Source organism: Pannonibacter phragmitetus DSM 14782 (assembly GCF_000382365.1).
Classification (GTDB): Bacteria; Pseudomonadota; Alphaproteobacteria; order Rhizobiales; family Stappiaceae; genus Pannonibacter; species Pannonibacter phragmitetus.
On sequence record NZ_KB908215.1, the window covers coordinates 919,561 to 939,094 of the forward strand.

Below are 19,534 nucleotides of genomic sequence, written 5' to 3' on the forward strand. Positions count from 1 at the left end.
CCACATGACCCTGACGACCTTGAGAACAGCCGCCCCCGCGGCTGAACGGGATCTCTTTGCCGCAACGGTCCCCGGTTTTGCCGAACTGCGGCGGGAACTGCACCAGGAGCCGGAACTGTCCGGCTCCGAAGTCCGCACATCTGCCCGGATCGCCGCCTTGCTCAAGGCATGGGGCTACGAGGTGGAAACCGGCGTTGGCGGCCACGGTGTCGTGGGATCGCTCGTGTCCGGATCCGGCAGCCGCAAACTGGGGCTCAGGGCCGACTTTGATGCGCTGCCAATCCACGAGCAGACAGGCCTGCCCTATGCCAGCCGCACCGAAGGCGTCATGCATGCCTGCGGCCATGACGGGCATACGGCCATTCTGCTGGCTGCCGCATCCTGGCTGGCCCGCACACGCGGCTTCGACGGCACGCTGCGGCTCATCTTTCAACCGGCGGAGGAAACCGCTTCCGGGGCCAGAGCCATGCTCTCGGACGGCTTGCTCGAACGTTTCCCCATCGACGCCATCTATGGCCTGCACAACTGGCCAGGCCTGCCGGAGGGCCAGTTCGGCTTCATCACAGGCCCGGCAATGGCGGCTGTCGATCAGGTGAGCCTGACAGTGAAGGGCCGGGGCGGGCACGGCGCGGCACCGCATGAAGCTATCGATCCGGTCGTCATCAGCGCCTATGCGGTCACCGCCCTGCAGTCGATCGTCTCGCGCAATGTCAATCCGCTGGAGAGCGCCGTGGTCACGGCGGGGTCAATCCATGGCGGGTCTGCCTCCAACATCATTCCTGACGAGGTGGACCTGAAGCTGACACTGCGCAGCTTCACCCCGCAGACACGCGACCTCCTCGGCGAAAGGGTCCAAACCGTGCTGCGGGGTGTGGTTGAAGGGCTCGGCGGTGAAGCAGTCCTGTCTTACAGGCGCGGCATTCCCGCCGTCACCAACCATGCGCAGGAAACGGAGGCAGCGCGCCGTCTCGCACGCGCCCTTTTCGGCACTGACGCCGTCGAGCCGGATCTTGCGCCCCGCATGGCGAGCGAGGACTTCGCCTTCCTGCTCGAAGCGGTGCCGGGCAGCTATCTGTTTGTCGGCACCGGCCCCGGCGCCCCGCTGCACAGCCCGCTCTATCAGTTCAATGACAGCATCATCGAACCGGCAGCCTGGTTCTGGGTGCAACTGTCGCGGCATTACCTTTCAGGAGGAAACGCATGACCAGTGAACAGCTGATTTTCTCAAGTCCAGCCCATCCACGCGCCCTGCCCCTCGTGGAGGATCTGATCCGCGAATACGACAGCCGTTATGGCACCGTGTTCAACCCGGAAGGGGCAAGGGCGGAGCTTTACCGCTATCCGCCGGATGCTTTCACCCCGCCAAACGGCAACTTTCTGCTGGTCCTGCGCGAGGGTGAGACTGTCGCGGGCGGTGCATTCATGCGCAAGGACGAGCGCACTGCCGAACTGAAGCGCATCTGGACACGCCACGACCTGCGCCGTCAGGGCCTCGCCCGGCGGATTGTTCAGGCTCTGGAGGATCAGGCCGCACGGCAGGGATACACACGGATCTATCTCACCACGGGATTCCGCCAGCCCGAGGCGGCGGCGCTCTATGTCAGCATGGGCTACAGGCGGCTCTTTGATCCTGAGCTGGATCCGGCGCTTTACCGCTCGCTTCCCTTTGAAAAACACATCGGCAGCGAGGCCGGAAAACCCGGAACCGCCCCCTTCAAACAACCTGAGTTTACCCCTGAAGAAGCCGCTGCACTGCTTCAGCAGCACGCACTTGCCGTGAGGGAGGGACTTTCACATGACCGCAACTGACATCGGCTCCCTCCCCCGGGACACTCACACCGGCAGCGCCGCCGGCCTGACGGTCGTGCCCGTCCGCAACTACGGGCGCATCGCGGGAACTGCACTGAGTATTGTCATTCTTGGCGCCGTTCTGAATTCCATTCTGGGCAACCCCCGATGGGGCTGGCCGGTCTTCGCAGAATGGTTCCTCGCCGAGCCCGTCCTCGTTGGACTTGGCAGAACGCTGCTTCTCACGCTGCTCGGGTCGGTCTTCGGCTTTGCGCTCGGCACGGTGCTGGCGCTTGCCCGGGTCTCATCCTCGCCGCTGCTGGCAGCAACAAGCTGGTCCTTCATCTGGCTGTTCCGCTCGCTGCCGCTCATTGTGCTGCTGCTGCTGCTCTACAACATCGGCTATCTCTACGAGCGGATCGTCCTCGGCGTCCCCTTCACGGACATCACCTTCTACAGCTGGCAGACAACCAATCTCATCACGCCTTTCGCAGCCGCTGTGCTTGGCCTCAGCCTCAACCTGGGCGCCTTTTCGGCGGAAGTGATCCGGGGCGGCATCTTGTCCGTTGACCAGGGGCAACTGGAAGCTGCCGCAGCCCTTGGCCTGCCGAAGCGGCGCCAGTCCTTCCGCATCGTTCTGCCGCAAGCCATGCGTGCCATTCTGCCGACGGCCTTCAACGAGATCATCGGTCTCGCCAAGGGCACGTCGATGGTCTACATCCTTGCGCTTCCCGAGCTGTTCTACACGATCCAGATCATCTACCGCCGCAATCTTGAGGTCATCCCCCTGCTGATGGTGGCAACGGTCTGGTATCTGATCATCCTCTCCGTCCTCTCGGTCATCCAGCATTACGTCGAGCGGCATTATGCCAGGGGCGCGGTCCGCACCCTCGCACCTGACCTGCTCACCAGTCTGGTACGAACTGTCCTGCCGGCGAAATGGCAGCAGGGCCGCGCTGCAGCCAGAATCAATGCCCCTGCCGCCGGCACGGACAAAAACGCGGCCAGCGCACTGGTCAGCGCCCCAGTCAGCGCCCCAGTCAGCGCACCGGCCATCACACGCAACGCGCTTCTTCCTGCTGCAAATCTGCCCAGAGGCGGCGAAATCCTGATCGAGAACATTTCCAAGTCCTACGGACAACTGAAGGTTCTGAACAACATCTCGCTCAGACTTCCATCGGGTAGCGTAACGGCGATCATCGGCCAGTCAGGCTCAGGAAAATCCACCCTGCTGCGCACCATCAACCATCTGGAGCGCGCGGACAGCGGGCATGTGCAGATTGATGGCCGCTACATCGGATACCGCCGCGAGGGCAACAAGCTTTACGAGCTGCCCGAGAGCGAAATCCTGCGCCAGCGCACGGATACGGGCATGGTGTTCCAGAGCTTCAACCTCTTCCCCCATCTAACCGTGCTGGAGAACATCATTGAGGCACCGGTCAGCGTGAAGGGCCTGCCGAAGGCAGATGCGAGGGAACTGGCGCTTGCCTTGCTCAGCCGGATCGGACTGGCCGACAAGGCCGGAGCCTATCCCCGGCAGCTCTCGGGCGGCCAGCAGCAGCGCGTTGCCATCGCCCGCGCCCTCGCCTTGAAGCCCAAGGTCCTGCTCTTCGATGAACCGACATCGGCACTCGATCCGGAACTGGTGCAGGAAGTGCTGGATGTCATCAAGGATCTGGCAAGATCAGGTGTGACGCTTGTCATCGTAACGCACGAAATCGGCTTTGCCCGCGAAGTGGCAGACACCGTGGTCTTCATGGATCAGGGGCGGATTATCGAGCAAGGGCCGCCTGCGCTGGTCCTGTCAGACCCGCAGCATCCCCGCACCCGGGACTTCATCGCCAAGGTCCTCTGAGCCCGCACAGCTTCAGCACCAGAATATGTCCCCGGACATGACGCATTCCGGCCGCCCCAGGTGGCCGGGACCGGGGGAGTGCATCCTCCAATACCAAGCCACACCGCATTTCGATGCCTAACCATGGAGCATTCCGCATGAAACATCTGCTCACACTTACCGCAGTTGGCCTGTCACTCGGCCTTTCGCTCACCGTTCCGCTTCCCGCGCTCGCGGCAGGGCCGGACCTCAGCCCGGAACAGGCCGGACGCATCCGCGCCGAAAAGGTGCCGGAAGCGATCGCCCTGATCCCGAAGGACTACAAGTTCGTCACGCCGGGCAAGCTGACCGTGGCACATACGGCTGCCCGCCTGCCCTTCGGCACCTTCGCAACCGACAACGAGACAGTGATCGGCTCCGAGCCGGATCTGGCGCAGCTTGTGGCTGACTCGCTCGGACTGGAGCTTGAATCAGTCGGTGTTGCCTGGGCCGACTGGCCGCTCGGCATTGTCTCCGGGAAGTATGATGCCGTCGTCTCGAATGTCACCGTCACGGAGGAGCGCAAGGAGAAGTACGACTTCTCGACCTACCGCCGTGACGACCTCGGTTTCTGGGTCGCTAATGCCAGCGATATCGAGGAGATCACCCAGCCCGAGCACGTGGCAGGCAAGAAAATCATCGTTGGCTCCGGCACCAATCAGGAGCAGGTTCTGCTGCGCTGGATCGAGGAAAACAAGGCCAAGGGCCTGCCTGATACAGAAGTTCAGTATCACGACGACGACGCCGTGCGGGAACTGACCCTCCAGTCCGGACGCGCCGACGCCTATCTCGGTCCCAACGTTCTGGCCGCCTTCGAGGCCCAGCTCAAGGGCACGACACGCCTTGCGGGCAATATTCCCGGCGGATGGCCGCTGACAGCCGAGATCGCCGTCGTCACCCGCAAGGACTCCGGCCTCGCAGATGCCGTGACCGCAGCGGTCAATGCCCAGATCAAGAACGGAAATTATCAGAAGTATCTCGCCCGCTGGAACAACACGGCCGAGGCCATCAGCGAATCCCGCACCAATCCTCCCGGCCTGCCGAAGAAGAACTGACGCTGCCCGGCACGGCGGCGGCGGGGAATCCCACAGCCGCCTCCGTTATTTGAATTCACGGAGTCCATCATGAAACAGTTCTTCCATGCGCTTGCCCTGCTCACCCTGTCGGTGGCACCGGCGCTTGCCAGCGATGTGTTTGACCTCAGCCCCGACGCACCAGGCAAGGTGCGCCGCGAGCCTGTTCAGGCCGCCATCGCAGCCATCCCTGCCGGTTACAGCTTTGCCAATCCGGGCTATTTCACCGTGGCAACCACCGGCGCAACGGCACCGCTTTCCACCTATGCGACGGACGCAAAAACGCTGGTTGGTGCAGAGCCCGATGTCGCCCAGCTTGTTGCGGATGGGCTCGGACTGGAGCTTCGGCTTGAGGCTGTTGCCTGGCCGGACTGGCCGCTGGGCATCGTCTCAGGCAAATACGACGCGGTGATTTCCAACGTGGGTGTAACGGAGGAACGCAAGGAGAAATACGACTTTTCATCCTACCGTCAGGGCCTGCACGGCTTCTACGTCAAACAGGACAGTCCGGTCACATCGATAACCGAACCGGCAGACATCGCTGGCCTGCGCATCATCGTCGGGGTTGGCACCAATCAGGAACGCATCCTGAGAGAGTGGGACGCGATCAACGTGAAGGCCGGATTGGCCGGGGCCGATCTCCAGTCCTATGACGAAGAGGCAACACGTCTTCTCTCGCTGCAGTCAGGCCGCGCAGATGTGATCGTTCAACCGCGCGCTTCCCTGATCTTCATCGCGGCCCGCGACCGGAACATCCGGGAAGTTGGAACCTTGAGCGCAGGCTGGCCGGAACGGTCGGATGTGGCTGTCGTCACCAGAAAGGGCTCGGGTCTGGCTGACCCGGTTTCACAGGTTCTCAACGCCTCGATCGAAGACGGCAGCCTTGCAAAGGTCCTGGTCCGCTGGGGACTTGAAGATGAGATCCTGCCTCGCTCAGAGGTCAATCCTCGCGGCCTGCCGAAGTATTGAGCCATGAGCTTTCATCATTTCGCCTTCCTCACCCCCGGCAACTTCAGCGCGGCAGCGCCCGGTGCGGGGCTTGAGGAGACGCTCAGGCTGATCACGGAAGGTGAGGACCTGGGCTTCGACAGTGCATGGGTGCGCCAGCGTCATCTGGAACGCGGCATCTCCTCGGCCGCCACCTTTCTGGCCGCAGCCAGCCAGCGTACATCCCGCATTGGTCTGGGGACGGCTGTCATTCAACTCGGCTACGAAAACCCGTTCCGCCTCGCGGAGGATCTGGCAACCGTCGAGGCTTTGTCAGGCGGAAGACTCAACGCAGGTTTCAGCGACGGTCCGGCCCCCTTCGCCAGCCTGCTAGGGGATGTACTCCCCCCGCTCTTTGCCCCCGATGAACCATATGGGCGGGCTGAGAGGCTCCGGCATGCTCTTTCAAGCCCGGTTCTGGCCAATGAGGCCCTTGCCGGAAATGCCGCCGGCCCGCAGCTTCCCCGCCTGCACCCGCATGTGCCAGCTCTGCTCGACCGGCTCTGGTATGGCGCCGGATCGCAGCGGTCAGCCGCCTGGGCGGGACGCAGCGGCTTTCATCTGCTGACAGGGAACGTCATCACGGCGGAAGCCAGCGAGGATTATCTGGCCGAGCAGATCAGGCTTATCGGAACGTTCCGCCAATCTCTGCCTCCCGCACAAACTGGCAGAGGGCGTGTGGCGGTTGGCCGTGTCATCCTCCCGCTTGATGGAGCCGGGCCGGAAAGGCGTGAAAAATTCAAGGACTTTGCCGCATCGCGGCTGGAGCGCACCCGTCAGCCCAATGGGCCGCGCCGTACCATGTTCCTGCCGGACATCGCCGGAACGCTGGACGAGATTGCCAAGGCCTTGCGGGAAGACCCGGTCCTGCAAATCACCGGGGAACTCAGGCTCGAACTCCCTTATGAGTTTGGCATCGAGGACTACCGGCACATCCTGCGGCGATTTGCAGAAATTGTTCCGGACCTGCGGGCGCCCTCCGGCCCCAGCCAGCCTGCTCCGGTGCATGCTGCACACCCGTCAGTCTGAGCCCAACAGCAAAAGGCGCAGCCCTCACGGGCCGCGCCTTCCGTCATTTCAGGTCATCTTCGCCCGCAGATCACAGCTCGCCGGAGAGGGCTGCGTCGAAGATGGCAAGCGCGGCGTCGCGGGTGAGTTCGACCGGGTTGCCGCCTGCGGTCGGATCGACGATGGCCATGTCCGCGATGAGGTCACGCTTGGCATCATCGACACCGAGGCCGCCGATGGTGTGGGGCACGCCGAGATCGGCGCGCATCTTCAGGATATGCTCCAGGAAGCCGTCAAAGCCGCCCTTGATCCCGCAGAAACCGGCCAGACGCTCGATCTTGGCTTCGATGGCGGAACGGTTGAACTTCAGCACATAGGGCATGAAGACCGCATTGGTCATGCCGTGGTGCGTGTCATAAAGCGCGCCGACCGGATGGGACAGGGCGTGGATGGCGCCAAGGCCCTTCTGGAAGGCCACCGCGCCCATGGCACCGGCGCTCATCATGTTGCCGCGGGCCACCAGATCCTGACCATTGGCAGCAACCAGCGGCAGGTTTTCCAGCGCAAGGCGGGCACCTTCCACCGCGATGCCTTCCGACATCGGGTGATAGAAGGGCGAGCACAGGGCCTCAAGGCAATGGGCCAGCGCGTCCATACCGGTGCCGACGGTGATCATGCGCGGCATGCCGGTGGTCAGTTCCGGATCGCAGATGACATAGGCGGGCAGCATCTTCGGGTGGAAGATCACCTTCTTGGTGTGGGTCTCCTCATTGGTGACCACACCGGCGCGGCCGACTTCCGAGCCCGTGCCAGCCGTGGTGGGCACGGCGACGATGGGAGCAATCCCGGCCGGATCCGCGCGGGTGTACCAGTCGCCGATATCCTCGAAGTCCCAGATCGGGCGGGTCTGGCCGGACATGAAGGCAATCAGCTTGCCCGCATCAAGGCCCGAGCCGCCGCCAACGGCGATGACGCCATCATGGCCGCCTGCCTTGTAGGCGGCAACGCCTGCGGAAATGTTGCTGTCGACCGGGTTGGGCTTCACGTCCGAGAAGACGGCGGCCTCGATGCCATCGGCCTTGAGCAGGTCGAGCATGGCTGCCGTCATCGGCAGCTTGGCAAGGCCGGGGTCGGTGACCAGCAGCGGGCGCTTCATGCCCGCAAGCTTCACGACGGCGGCCAGCTCCTTGATGCGCCCGGCACCAAAGCGCACGGCAGTCGGATAGGACCAGTTGACAGAGGGAACGGTGGTCATGGTTCAGGCTTTCAGATTGAAGGTCTCGAAATCAGTCCGCAGAACGTCCCCTCCCCCTTGAGGGGAGGGGTTAGGGGTGGGGGTATCGGCCTTCCGATTCACCCGGAAGGCCATTTTGCTGCAGCGCTGATACCCCCCTCTGTCTGCTCACGCAGACATCTCCCCCTCAAGGGGGGAGAGGGGCGCTGCGGCAAGATCGAAGGCATTTGCAACACTGCGTACCTTCACATCATTGTCCAGCCAGCGCCGCAAATCCGGTTCAGTGTTCCTTGCGCAGGTGGAAGGACTTGGGCCGCGTCAGATTGGCGAAGCCCACCTGCGACAGGGCGGCGCCCTTGCCGGTGTCCTTCACGCCGGTCCAGACAAGGCCCGGGTCCACATAGTCGCAACGGTTCATGAAGACGGTGCCGGTGTCGATTTCGCCGCCGATCCGCTCGGCCGCGTCGAGGTCTTCCGTCCAGATGGAGGCGGTGAGGCCATAGGGGCTGTCATTCATCAGCTGGATGGCTTCCGCGTCATCCTTCACCTTCATGATGCCGACGACCGGGCCGAAGCTTTCCTCACGCATCACCGACATCTGGTGATTGACGCTGGTGAGAACCTGCGGGGCAAGGTAGGGCGTTCCGGCCTTGTCCATCGGGAAGGCGGACGTGTCGATATGCGCCTTGGCGCCCTTGCGCAGTGCCTCTTCGGTCTGCTCGCGCACCCAGGTCGCAAAACGCGTCTGCGCCATGGGGCCGATGGTGGTTTCCGCATCGAGCGGATTGCCAAGTTTGTACTGCTTCGTCAGGTCGACGAAGCCGTCAACGAAGGCGTCGTAGCGGCTTTCATGCACATAGATGCGCTCGATGCCGCAGCAGCACTGGCCGGAGTTGAAGAAGGCGCCATCCACCAGATTGGCGACGGCATAGTCGAGGTCGGCATCGGCCATGACATAGGCAGGGTCCTTGCCGCCCAGCTCCAGCCCCATGGTGGCGAAGGTGCCGGCCAGCGCCTTTTCAATGGCCTTGCCGCCTGCGACCGAGCCGGTGAAGTTGACGTGATCGACAAGACCGGAGCCGAGCAGCCTTTCCGTGCCCTCGTGGGTCATAACGATGTTCTGGAACACGCCGTCCGGCAGTCCGGCCTTCTTGAAGGCCTCGGCAAAGCGCTCGCCCACCAGCAGGGTCTGGGCGGCATGCTTCAGCAGCACGACGTTGCCTGCCATCAGCGCCGGGAAGATGGTGTTTCCGGCCGTCAGGAACGGATAGTTCCAGGGCGCAATGACCATGACGAGGCCGAGCGGCTCCATCTTGAGGTAGCGCTTGAAACCGGGGCGCTCCGGCGGAACGATATTGGCCAGTGCATCCTTGGCGATGCTGGCCATGTAGCGGGCGCGCTCTTCCACGCCGCCCTTCTCGCCGCCGAAACGCACCGGCCGGCCCATCTGCCAGGCCAGTTCCGGCACGATTTCCTCATTCATCGCCAGCAGCGCCTCAAGCGCCTTCAGGCACAGGCCGATGCGCGCATCCAGAGGCATGGCTGCCCAGCCCGGCTGTGCTGCCTTCGCCGCCGTGACCGCCCGGTCAACCGCTGCAGCATCAGCCGCCGCCCTTTCGGCGTAAACCGATCCATCGACCGGCGATATCAGCTTGATTGTTTCGGTCATGTTCTTCTTCCAGTTGGCAAAAGCCGTTGTGCCCGCATCAGCAGGCAAGTGTCCTGACATGGCCCGCCTCGCCATAAGCGAGGATGGCACGATCCCGTGTGACGATGGTGAGATCGTGTTCACGGGCTGTTGCAATCAGAATTCTGTCCATCGGGTCGTTGTGAACCGGCTCCGGCAGATAGGAGGAGGCGATCAGAATGCCCGCCGTCACCTCTTCCACCTGAATGCCTGCCACATCGACAAATTCCTCAAACCAGCGCAGCGGCGGCTTGGTCGATGCCAGCCGCCCCTTGGCCACAAGCACGCCAAGCTCCCACGCCGACATGACAGACAGGCGAAGGGGATGCTTCGCCGTATCCACCGCGCCAATGGCCTTCATCGCCGCATCAGAGACCGGAGCCCCCTGCGACAGCCAGATCATGGCGCATGTGTCGAGCAGCAGCGGCTCAGACATCCTCGTAGACCTTCCCCCACTCCCCGTCGGCAGGCTGCACCAGATCGTCCTCCGACAGCACCGTCAGCGTTCCCTTCATGCAGCCGAAGATGCTGGCCGCCGGACGGACCGCCTTCACTGTCTGCACGGTTTGATCCTTATGCGCCTTGCGGAAAGTCAGCCTTTCCGCCGCCAGATCCACATTGGCCGTCACATAGCCGGCATCGAGCCATGCTTTTGTAATAACACTGTTGCTTGGGTTGTTGCTCCACCAGGCCCGGTGCTTGCGCGCCGAGGCCGGCAGGCTGCCGTCGATCAACCTTTCGATTTCCGAAAAGGTCATCGAGAGAGTCTCGAACTTTCCGGACTTCAAATAGGCTCCAAGCGGATCATACTTGTGCATCGCCAAGCTCCTTCGCACGCTGTGCATCATCTGTCACAATCGTACGGGAAAACAACACACCCATCAACAGTGCATATAATGTACCTATTTCAGCACCTCTCAAACCCGCGGGCCAGCTCGTAATCCGTGACCACGCGGTCGAATTCCTCCTGCTCCCATTCCCCGGCGCGGGCGTAATGCTCGACAACGCCGTCACCGAAAGCCTCGCGCAGCATCTTTGACTTGCGCAGGGTCTCCGTCGCATCGCGCAGAGTGCGGGGGATCTGTTTCGCCTTCTGCGCCTGATAGATGTCGCCGGTCATCGGCGGGGCAAGTTCCAGCTTCTCCTCGATGCCGCGAATACCGGCTGCGATCTGGGCCGCAAGGGCCAGATAGGGGTTGAGGTCCGAGCCGCCAATACGGCATTCCACGCGCACGCCCTTCGAGCCCTCGCCGCAAAGGCGGAAGCCAGCCGTGCGGTTGTCGATGGACCAGACCGTGCGGGTGGGCGCGAAGGTGCCGCGCTGGAAGCGCTTGTAGCTGTTCACATAGGGCGCCAGGAAATAGGTGTAGTCGCCCGCATATTTGATGAGGCCCGCCATGTAGTGCTTCATCAGCGCCGACATGCCGAGGCTGTCCGACGCATCGAAGAAGGCGGGCTTGCCGTCCAGCGTCCACAGCGACTGGTGGATATGGGCGGATGAGCCCGTGCGGTCCTTGTGCCACTTGGGCAGGAAGGTGACGCCATGACCCTTCTGCCAGGCGATCTCCTTCACCGCATGTTTGGCTATGGTGTGATAATCGGCGCAGAGCATGGCGGGGGCGTAGCGGATGTTCAGCTCCTCCTGCCCGGCCTCGGCCTCGCCCTTGGTGTTCTCCACCGGGATGCCTGCGTTGTAGAGATGATTGCGCAGCGGGCGCATCACATGCTCTTCCTTGGTGGTGGCGAGGATGTGGTAGTCCTCGTTATAGGCGGAGATCGGCTCCAGATCGCGGAAGCCGGACTTGCGTATCTCCTCGAAGCTCTTCTCGAACAGGAAGAACTCCAGCTCCGTCGCCATCATCGCCTGAAAGCCCATGTCCTTCAGCCGGGCCACCTGCCCCTTCAGCAGGGCGCGGGGCGAATGCGGCACGTCAGCGTGGGTGTGGTGATCCTGCACGTCGCACAGCACCATCACCGTGCCCTCCAGCCAGCCGAGACGGCGGATGGTGGACAGGTCCGGCTTCATCACATAGTCGCCATAGCCACGCGACCAGCTGGTCGAGGCATAGCCTTCGACCGTGTACATTTCGAGGTCCGTTGCCAGCAGATAGTTGCAGCAATGGGTCTCGTCATAGGCGCTGTCGATGAAGTGACGCGCGTGGAAGCGCTTGCCCATCAGGCGGCCCTGCATGTCGATGATACAGGCCAGAACCGTGTCGACCGTACCTTCCTGAACGGCCTGTTTCAGGGCGTCGAATGTCATGTTGGCAGCCATCTGGATGATCGTTCCGTTCATTCTTGAAAGTGACCGGGCGGCGCAGCCTCCCGCGCCGCCGTTGATCGCAGGCAGCAGCGCGAAGCTCCGCGCCGCTGCAGGCTGGACAGTGGATCAGCCGTAACGGTACGGACGGCCAGCCTTGGCCATGGCTGCGTTGTATTTCTTGATGATCTCGACCACCTTGGCCTTGGTCTCGGACTCGGCGGCAATCTCGTCCCAGAACTTGCCCGCAGCAGCTTCCACCGTTGCCCATTCCTCGTCCGGAATGGAGGTCAGCTGCAGCTTGGTGCCGTTGACGCGCAGGTCCGCTTCACCGCCCCAGTACCACCACTGACGGTAGAGATGGGAGGAATCCATGGCGAGCTGCAGCATGATCTTCAGGTGATCCGGCAGCTCGTTCCAGCGGTCCATGTTGGCGAAGAAGTGGCCGATCCAGGCGCCGGAGATGTTGTTGGTGAGGAAGTACTTGGTCACATCCGCCCAGCCGACAGTGTAATCCTCGGTGATGCCGGACCAGGCGATGCCGTCCAGCTCACCGGTCTGCACCGCCGTCTGAATGTCTTCCCACGGCAAGGTGACCGGCACGACGCCGAACTGCGACAGGAAGCGGCCAGCAGTCGGGAAGGTGAAGATGCGCTTGCCCTTGAGATCGGCCAGAGAGTTGATCGGGTCCTTGGTGGCGAAGTGGCACGGGTCCCAGGCACCGGCAGAAATGTGCTTCACGCCGACGCGCGCATATTCCTCTTCCCAGATTTCCTTGAGGCCATACTGGTTGAACAGCACCGGCACATCGAGCGAGTAGCGCGTGGCGAAGGGGAAGTAGCCGCCGAAAACGGTCACTTCGGTGGGCGAGGCCATGGAGTCATCGTCCGACTGCACCGCATCGATGGTGCCGCGCTGCATGGCGCGGAAGAGTTCGGAGGTCGGCACCAGCTGGTCGGCGTAGAACAGCTCGATTTCCATCTGGCCGTTGGCAGCCGCATTGAAGGCATCGATGGCCGGCTTGATCACGTGCTCGCCAAGGGCAGGCCCGGCATAGGTCTGCAGGCGCCACTTGATCGGGGCCTGGGCGAGAACCGCCGGAGCGGCCAGCGTGGTGGCGCCTGCTGCAACCGTTGCACCAAGGCCCGCATTCTTCAGGAATTCACGTCTGCTGGTCATGTCTGCTAACTCCCCTGTTGGTCATGATCATGGTGTCCCGGACAGCTGCCTTTGCGGCCTTGTTCTTGCCTGTCCGGCTTCCCCGAAGTGACGGCCTTGCGGATTGCCCCGTGCGCCCGTCCGGTTTCAGTCCTCCCCGTCCGCTTCCCGCCCGCTGTGACGGCGGGTGAAGCAGTTTGCCTTGCCTGCACGCGGGCTCGCGCCCGTGCCCTATCCGTAGACCTGCTGCGGCAGCCAGAGCGCCACCTGCGGAAACAGCATGATGATAACGAGCGCCAGGATCATCACCAGAACAAACGGGACGATGGAGGCGTAAATGTCGCTGAGCCTGATCTCCGGCGGCGCCATGGCGCGCATCAGGAACAGGTTGTAGCCGAAGGGCGGCGTCATATAGGCGATCTGCGTGGTGACCGTGTAGAGCACGCCGTACCAGATCAGCACCTGATCGGGCGGCAGGCCGAGATCAAGCTTGGCCACCAGCGGCACATAGAGCGGCGCGACGATCACCAGCATGGCCGTGTCATCCAGGAACGTGCCCATGACGAGGAACGACACCTGCATCAGGATCAGGATGGTCCAGGGGTTGAGCCCCAGTTCCACCGTGAAGAAGCTCTCGATCGCCTTCACCGCCCCGAGCCCGTCGAACACGGCGCCGAAGCCGAGGGCGGCGAGGATGATCCACATGAACATGCAGGAGATCAGCAGCGTCTGGCGCACGCAGGACTGGAAGATCTGCCGCGTCATGCGCCGCTTGGCCAGCGCCACGGCAAGGGCCGCAATCGCGCCGATGGCCGAGCTTTCGACAAGGCTGGTCCAGCCCTTGACGAAGGGCACCATCATGACGAGGAAAATGCCGATGGGCAGGAGGCCGGCGGAGAGCAGCCGCAGCTTTTCCGCCATGGGGATGTTGCGCTCTTCCACCGGCAGCGCCGGCCCGAGCCTCGGCTGCAGGGCGCAGCGCACCGCCACATAGAGGATGAACATGGCGGCCATCATCAGCCCCGGCAACACACCTGCCAGCCACAGCTGGCCCACGGGTGCGCGGGCGATCATGGCATAAAGCACCAGCACCACCGATGGCGGCACGAGGATGCCGAGCGATGACCCGGCCTGAATGACGCCCGAAACCATGCGCTTGTCATAGCCGCGCCGCAATAGCTCCGGCAGGGCGATGGTGGCGCCGATGGCCATGCCGGCGACGGAGAGCCCGTTCATGGCCGAGACCAGCACCATGAGGAGGATCGTGCCGATGGCCAGACCGCCGTTCACCGGCCCCATCCAGACATGGAACATGCGGTAGAGGTCTTCGGCGATCCTCGATTCCGACAGCACATAGCCCATGAAGATGAACATCGGCAGGGTGAGCAGCGGATACCAGGCCATCAGCTTCATGGCCTGCGCAAAGGGAATGTCGTAGGAGCCGGTGCCCCACAGGGCCAGCGAGGCGATGGTGGCAATGCCGCCGATGGCCCCGAAGACGCGCTGCCCGGTGAGGAGCATCAGCATCATCGAGGAGAACATCAGGATGGCAATCATCTCGTAGGACATCAGATTTCCTCCCCACGGATGCGCGCAACGTCCTTCAGGAACTCGGAGAAAGCCTGCAGGAGCATGAGCAGGAAACCGAAGCACATGACGAATTTGATCGGCCAGAGCTCAGGCCGCCAGGCGCTGCGGCTGCGCTCCAAAAAGCCCAGTACCTTTCCGGCTGCCTCGCTGCCGCCGGTGACATAGGCGTAGATCAGATCACCAAAGAAATGGAACGGCTGGGTGCCGAAATAGCCGAGCGAATAGGCCGCTGAGCCCATGGCGCCATAGAACAGCACACCGAGATAGAAGATCAGCAGGAAGACGGTGAAGGCGTCGAACCAGGCCTTCTTCTTCAGGGACCAGTCCGCATAGAAAAGATCCATCCGCACGCTGCCGCCCGCCTGCATGGCATAGGGGCCGCCGAGAACATAATAGGCGACCATGGCGAATTGCGCCGCTTCCAGAGTCCAAAGCGAAGGCTGGAAGAAAGTCTTGGAGATGGAGGACCACAACAGGATCGCCATCAGGATGAACAGCCCGTACATGACGAGCCGCCCGAGCCCCCGGTTGAAGCCATCCACCCAGCGGATATAGGCAAGGGCCGCTCTAGGCATTGCCGCTCCCCTTGCTGCCGGACAGGCCAATTCCGGCATGGGCGGCCTCCAGCATGCGGGCAAGCCTTGCTCCCCACAGCTGCTCCTGCTCTGCCGTCACCAGCTCGTTGTTGCGCACCTCGATCATGACACACGCCCGGCCCTGGGATTCTCCATGCCGGTTCACTGTGTAATAGACCCCGTCAGCAGGGGAATAGGGCTCATTGTCGCCCACCGTCAGCCCGCCTTCGGCTTCGAGTTCCCGGATCAGAAAATCGGCCAGCCGCCGGTCTTCTGCAGCGATGATGCCGATTTCCCAAGGGCGGCTGACATCCTTGTAGACCGGGGTGTAGGTGTGCACCGACACGACGATGCTGGCCTGTCCGCGTGCATCCCGTTCGGCGAGCACGGCTTCCGCCGCTGCATGGAACGGGGCATGCGCCAGCGCGATGCGCTTCTGCTTTTCTTCGTCCGTCAGATTTTCGTTGCCGGGAATGCGGGTCGTCTCGCTGACGGCCGGGATCAGGTCATGGGCATCATGCTGGCGGTTGCAATCGATGATGAGACGCGACACCAGCGGATAGATCAGCGGCGCATCCATCAGCCGCGCCATCTCGCGGGCGGTACCCAGTGCACCGGTGTCCCAGGCGATATGGGCCACACGGGCTTCCGCGCTGAGGCCAAGATCGCCATATTCGGGCGGGATCACGTTGGAGGCATGATCAACAAGCAGGACAAAATCGCTCTGCCCCTCGCGGTTCTCGATGGAAATGGCCGCACCTGTGCCGTGCTCCGGCTGCGGTTCCCCTGCCTGCCCCATAGCTGCTCCCGATACCTCTGGCGGCCGGATCTGCGCTTGTATTTTTTGTTACAGATTTGCGAAGTCCGGCTGTCTGTGTATGATTTGATACACAGTTTGAAGCCGTGTCAAACACAAAACGAAGGCACCTGCCCAACATGTGCCACCTGCCTTCTCAAGCGGCAGACAGAACCGGGAACAGCCCATGGAACGCGCACTGACCGAGGAAATCCGGGAGCGGCTGGACGAGTTCACCACCACCGAACGGCGGGCGGCGGTTGCACTGCTGGCCAATTACCCCATGCTGGGTCTGGAGACGGTCGCCCAGTTCGCGGAAGCTGCCGGTGTCAGTTCGCCGACGATCCTGCGCTTTGTCGCAAGGCTTGGTTTTCCCGGCTTTGCCGATTTTCAGAAGCGGCTGCGCGCAGAGCTTGAGAACCAGCTGAAATCTCCTCTTGCCCGCGACCCGGCATTGCCGGAATCAGGTTCGGGCTGCGGCAATGCCTTTGCCGACAAGCTGGTCGAGAACCTGCGCGAGACATTCCTGCATCTGCCGCAGAAGGACATCGAAGCCTTCGTCCGGCTGCTCGCGGACGAAAAGCGGACGATCCATCTCATTGGCGGGCGCTTCACCGATGCCCTCGCCCGTTACATGGCCGCGCACCTGCGCATCGTGCGCCCCGGCGTGCAGCATGTGGCCGGGCAGCAGGGCAACTGGCTGGACCAGCTCATCGGCATGGGACCGAAGGATGTGCTGGTCGTCTTCGACATCCGCCGCTATCAGGCCGAAATCATCCGCTTTGCCGAGGCTGCCGCCCTGCAGGGGGTGACGGTGGGGCTGATCACCGACAGCTGGATGTCTCCCATCGCCCGCATTGCCGCCCACGTGCTGCCTGCCCGCGTCGCTGTTCCCTCCCCCTGGGATTCCTCCACCGCGCTGATGGCCATTGCCGAGGCACTGATTGCCGGTGTCACCCAGGAAAACTGGGCCCGCAGCGAGCAGCGCATGAAAGCCCTCGAATCCCTCCGCCACACCCGCGACCCGGAACGCCCGGCGGATTGAGGGCGCGGCGGATTTAGAGCGGAGCCCCCTCTCCGTATCCGTCATGCCATTGCCCAGACAATGGCATCCATGCCGTACCCTCACCGCAGGTCACGGCCGCGAGAGGGCTTCTCTCTCTCGCGTCAGCCACTGCGCCAACCGGCAGGGAAGGCCAATGTCCACTTTGGGCGCAGGAAAAAGGAACGGGACTTCTTTTTGCCGCAGTGCCCCTCTCCCCCCTTGAGGGGGAGATGTCAGCGCAAGCTGACAGAGGGGGGTAGCAGCGCCTCAAGACGGCAGTATCTCTGGCATAAACGGTCAGGCTGCACACCCCCCTCTGCCCCCTGCCGGGGGCATCTCCCCCTCAAGGGGGGAGAGGAACTGGAGCCTGACTTACAGTCCGTTGTAAACACAGCCGCAGCAAAGGAAGTAGATGCCATGATCAAGGTCATGGCAGACGGCAGAGAGGCAGAGGCCTGCCTCCCCTCACCCCATCGCCGCCAGCAGTTCCCCCTCGCGGATGAGGCCGGCGGGGACGCCGCCGTCGAGCACGACGACAGGGCCTGCCGATTGGCGCTTGAGGGCGATGACCTCGCGCAAGGGCGTGGCAAGATCGCAGCGGGAGCAGTCGTCTGCGTCAGCGGCCTGCCCTTCCACCGGCACCATCACATCCTGCGCCCGCAGCACGTTGAGCGGGTTCATGTGGGCGACGAAATCCGCCACATAGGGCGTTGCCGGAGAGCGGACGATCTCCTGCGGCGTGCCGAGCTGGATGATGCGGCCGCCTTCCATGATGGCGATGCGCGAGCCGATCTTGGCGGCTTCATCGAGATCATGGCTGACGAAGATGATGGTACGGTGAAGCTTGCTCTGCAGCTCCAGAAGCTCATCCTGCAGCCGGTCACGGATCAGCGGGTCCAGTGCCGAGAAGGGCTCGTCCATCAGCAGGATCGGCGCATCCGTGGCAAAGGCGCGGGCAAGGCCAACGCGCTGCTGCATGCCGCCGGACAGCTCGTGCACCTGCTTGCCGCCCACGCCCGCAAGGCCGACCAGCTCCAGCTGTTCGGCCACCTTGCGCCGCCGCTCGGCCACCGGCATGCCAGCGACCTCAAGACCGAAGCCGACATTTTCCGCCACCGTGCGCCAGGGCAGCAGGGCGAATTGCTGGAACACCATGGCCACCCGGCTGCGGCGCAGGCGGCGCAGGCGCTCCGGGCCGCAGGTGGCCGGATTGACCAGCCCGTCCTCATCCCGCACCAGCGCCTCGCCCCGGATGACCGGGTTGAGCCCGTTGACGGCGCGCAGCAGCGTGGACTTGCCCGACCCGGACAGGCCCATCAGCACGATCACCTCGCCCGGCATGATGTCGAACGTGGCACCGGCAACGCCCAGCGTCTGGCCGGTTTCTTTCTGGATTTCGGTGCGGGTGCGGCCCGCATCGATCAGCGGCAGGGCGGACTTGGGGTCCGAGCCGAAGACGATATCCACATTGCGGAAGGAAACGGCAGCTTCAGTCATTCGCGCCTCCCTTGCGGGTCTTGCCCGAACGGCCCTTGAAGAATCGGTCGAGCACGATGGCGACCAGAACGATGGCCACACCCACCTCGAAGCCCATGGCAATGTTGACCGAGTTGAGCGCCCGCAGCGTCGGCACGCCGAGGCCGTTGGCCCCCACCAGCGCGGCAATCACCACCATCGACAGGGACAGCATGATCGTCTGCGTCAGCCCCGCCATGATCTGCGGCAGGGCATAGGGAAGCTCCACCTTCCACAGAAGCTGCCAGCGGGTGGTGCCGAAGGCCTCGCCCGCCTCGATCAACTGCGTGGGCGTCGAAGACACCCCCAGCTGCGTCAGGCGGATCGGCGCAGGCAGCGCGAAGATCACCGTGGCAATCAGCCCCGGCACCATGCCAAGGCCGAAGAGAATGAGCGCAGGAATGAGATAAACGAAGGTCGGGATCGTCTGCATCAGATCCAGCACCGGCTGGAGAAAGGCATAGAAGCGCGGATTATGCGCAGCCACGACACCAATCGGCACGCCAACAGCCATGCAGATTGCAGTCGAGCCAAGCACCAGCGCCAGCGTATCCATCGTGGCTGTCCAGTAGCCCTGATTGATGATCAGCAGCAGCGAGCCCAGCACCAGCAGCGGGAAACCGATGTTGCGGCGGACCACATAGGCCAGCACGGTCACGACTGCGACGACTGTCAGCGGATGCGGCGTCTTCAGCACCCATAGCAGGCTGCCGATAAAGGCTTCGATTGTGTAGGAAATGGCATCAAAGACCATGTAGGCATTGGTGGTCAGCCAGTCGACCACCGATCTTGCCCAGGGGCCTATGGGAAGCTTGTGGCTGGTCAGCCACTCCACCGCCTGAGCTGGCCATGAGGCGGCAGCCTGTGCGGCGGTGGCAAGAGAAAGACCGGGAAAAGACAATATGCACCCCCTTCCGGCCGGGGCGGGGAGCCCGGCCGATCTCG

At 63.1% G+C, this 19,534-nt stretch carries 18 protein-coding genes; 7 read left to right on the forward strand and 11 right to left on the reverse strand.

Translation table 11 applies throughout. The features are described 5' to 3' along the window. Positions 1-4: 4 nt before the first annotated feature. The 6 genes from H163_RS0104240 (at position 5) to H163_RS0104270 (ending at position 6,750) form a co-directional block, all read left to right on the forward strand. Positions 5-1,204: a M20 aminoacylase family protein gene (locus H163_RS0104240; protein ID WP_019963307.1), complete on the forward strand. Its 1,200-nt coding sequence runs from the start codon at positions 5-7 to the stop codon at positions 1,202-1,204. Further along, a complete protein-coding gene (locus tag H163_RS22185) occupies positions 1,201-1,809 on the forward strand; it encodes a GNAT family N-acetyltransferase (protein ID WP_019963308.1) in 609 nt (202 codons plus the stop codon). The genes H163_RS0104240 and H163_RS22185 overlap by 4 nt, the downstream gene beginning before the upstream one ends. Continuing rightward, a complete protein-coding gene (locus tag H163_RS24885; RefSeq protein ID WP_019963309.1) occupies positions 1,796-3,643 on the forward strand; it encodes an amino acid ABC transporter permease/ATP-binding protein in 1,848 nt (615 codons plus the stop codon). Before H163_RS22185 ends, H163_RS24885 begins: the two co-directional genes overlap by 14 nt. Before the next feature lie 137 nt (positions 3,644-3,780). After that, on the forward strand, positions 3,781-4,716 hold the full coding sequence (locus H163_RS0104260) for an ABC transporter substrate-binding protein (RefSeq protein WP_019963310.1): 936 nt from the start codon (positions 3,781-3,783) through the stop codon (positions 4,714-4,716). Between the two features lie 69 nt (positions 4,717-4,785). Continuing rightward, entirely contained in the window at positions 4,786-5,703 is a 918-nt protein-coding gene (locus tag H163_RS0104265; RefSeq protein WP_019963311.1) for an ABC transporter substrate-binding protein, read from the forward strand. Between the two features lie 3 nt (positions 5,704-5,706). Continuing rightward, positions 5,707-6,750: an LLM class flavin-dependent oxidoreductase gene (locus H163_RS0104270; RefSeq protein WP_019963312.1), complete on the forward strand. Its 1,044-nt coding sequence runs from the start codon at positions 5,707-5,709 to the stop codon at positions 6,748-6,750. A 70-nt stretch (positions 6,751-6,820) separates the two neighbouring features. Here the strand turns inward: H163_RS0104270 and H163_RS0104275 are convergent, their stop codons facing one another. The 9 genes from H163_RS0104275 to H163_RS0104315 form a co-directional block, all read right to left on the reverse strand. Then, positions 6,821-7,984 (reverse strand): iron-containing alcohol dehydrogenase, encoded by a 1,164-nt coding sequence (locus tag H163_RS0104275; RefSeq protein WP_019963313.1) that lies wholly within the window; start codon positions 7,982-7,984, stop codon positions 6,821-6,823. Between the two features lie 259 nt (positions 7,985-8,243). Further along, positions 8,244-9,632, reverse strand: a complete 1,389-nt coding sequence (locus H163_RS0104280; RefSeq protein ID WP_026355438.1) for an aldehyde dehydrogenase family protein — start codon at positions 9,630-9,632, stop codon at positions 8,244-8,246. A 37-nt stretch (positions 9,633-9,669) separates the two neighbouring features. Continuing rightward, positions 9,670-10,086, reverse strand: a complete 417-nt coding sequence (locus H163_RS0104285; protein WP_019963315.1) for a type II toxin-antitoxin system VapC family toxin — start codon at positions 10,084-10,086, stop codon at positions 9,670-9,672. Further along, complete coding sequence (locus tag H163_RS23600) at positions 10,079-10,468, reverse strand: DUF7662 domain-containing protein (protein WP_019963316.1); 390 nt, start codon at positions 10,466-10,468, stop codon at positions 10,079-10,081. Before H163_RS23600 ends, H163_RS0104285 begins: the two co-directional genes overlap by 8 nt. Positions 10,469-10,557: 89 nt before the next feature. Next, positions 10,558-11,925 (reverse strand): glutamine synthetase family protein, encoded by a 1,368-nt coding sequence (locus tag H163_RS0104295; protein WP_026355439.1) that lies wholly within the window; start codon positions 11,923-11,925, stop codon positions 10,558-10,560. 114 nt (positions 11,926-12,039) lie between these two features. Beyond that, a complete protein-coding gene (locus H163_RS0104300) occupies positions 12,040-13,089 on the reverse strand; it encodes a TRAP transporter substrate-binding protein (RefSeq protein WP_019963318.1) in 1,050 nt (349 codons plus the stop codon). 210 nt (positions 13,090-13,299) lie between these two features. Beyond that, positions 13,300-14,637: a TRAP transporter large permease gene (locus H163_RS0104305; protein WP_019963319.1), complete on the reverse strand. Its 1,338-nt coding sequence runs from the start codon at positions 14,635-14,637 to the stop codon at positions 13,300-13,302. After that, complete coding sequence (locus H163_RS0104310) at positions 14,637-15,233, reverse strand: TRAP transporter small permease subunit (protein ID WP_026355440.1); 597 nt, start codon at positions 15,231-15,233, stop codon at positions 14,637-14,639. The genes H163_RS0104305 and H163_RS0104310 overlap by 1 nt, the downstream gene beginning before the upstream one ends. Further along, positions 15,226-16,032: an N-formylglutamate amidohydrolase gene (locus tag H163_RS0104315; protein ID WP_019963321.1), complete on the reverse strand. Its 807-nt coding sequence runs from the start codon at positions 16,030-16,032 to the stop codon at positions 15,226-15,228. The genes H163_RS0104310 and H163_RS0104315 overlap by 8 nt, the downstream gene beginning before the upstream one ends. A gap of 184 nt (positions 16,033-16,216) precedes the next feature. Between H163_RS0104315 and H163_RS0104320 the strand changes: the two genes are divergently transcribed. Then, positions 16,217-17,074, forward strand: coding sequence for a MurR/RpiR family transcriptional regulator (locus tag H163_RS0104320; protein WP_019963322.1), 858 nt, complete (start codon positions 16,217-16,219; stop codon positions 17,072-17,074). A gap of 465 nt (positions 17,075-17,539) precedes the next feature. Here the strand turns inward: H163_RS0104320 and choV are convergent, their stop codons facing one another. Further along, positions 17,540-18,571, reverse strand: a complete 1,032-nt coding sequence (gene choV, locus H163_RS0104325; protein WP_019963323.1) for a choline ABC transporter ATP-binding protein — start codon at positions 18,569-18,571, stop codon at positions 17,540-17,542. Next, positions 18,564-19,424: a choline ABC transporter permease subunit gene (gene choW / locus H163_RS0104330; protein WP_026355441.1), complete on the reverse strand. Its 861-nt coding sequence runs from the start codon at positions 19,422-19,424 to the stop codon at positions 18,564-18,566. Before choW ends, choV begins: the two co-directional genes overlap by 8 nt. Positions 19,425-19,534: the final 110 nt, after the last annotated feature.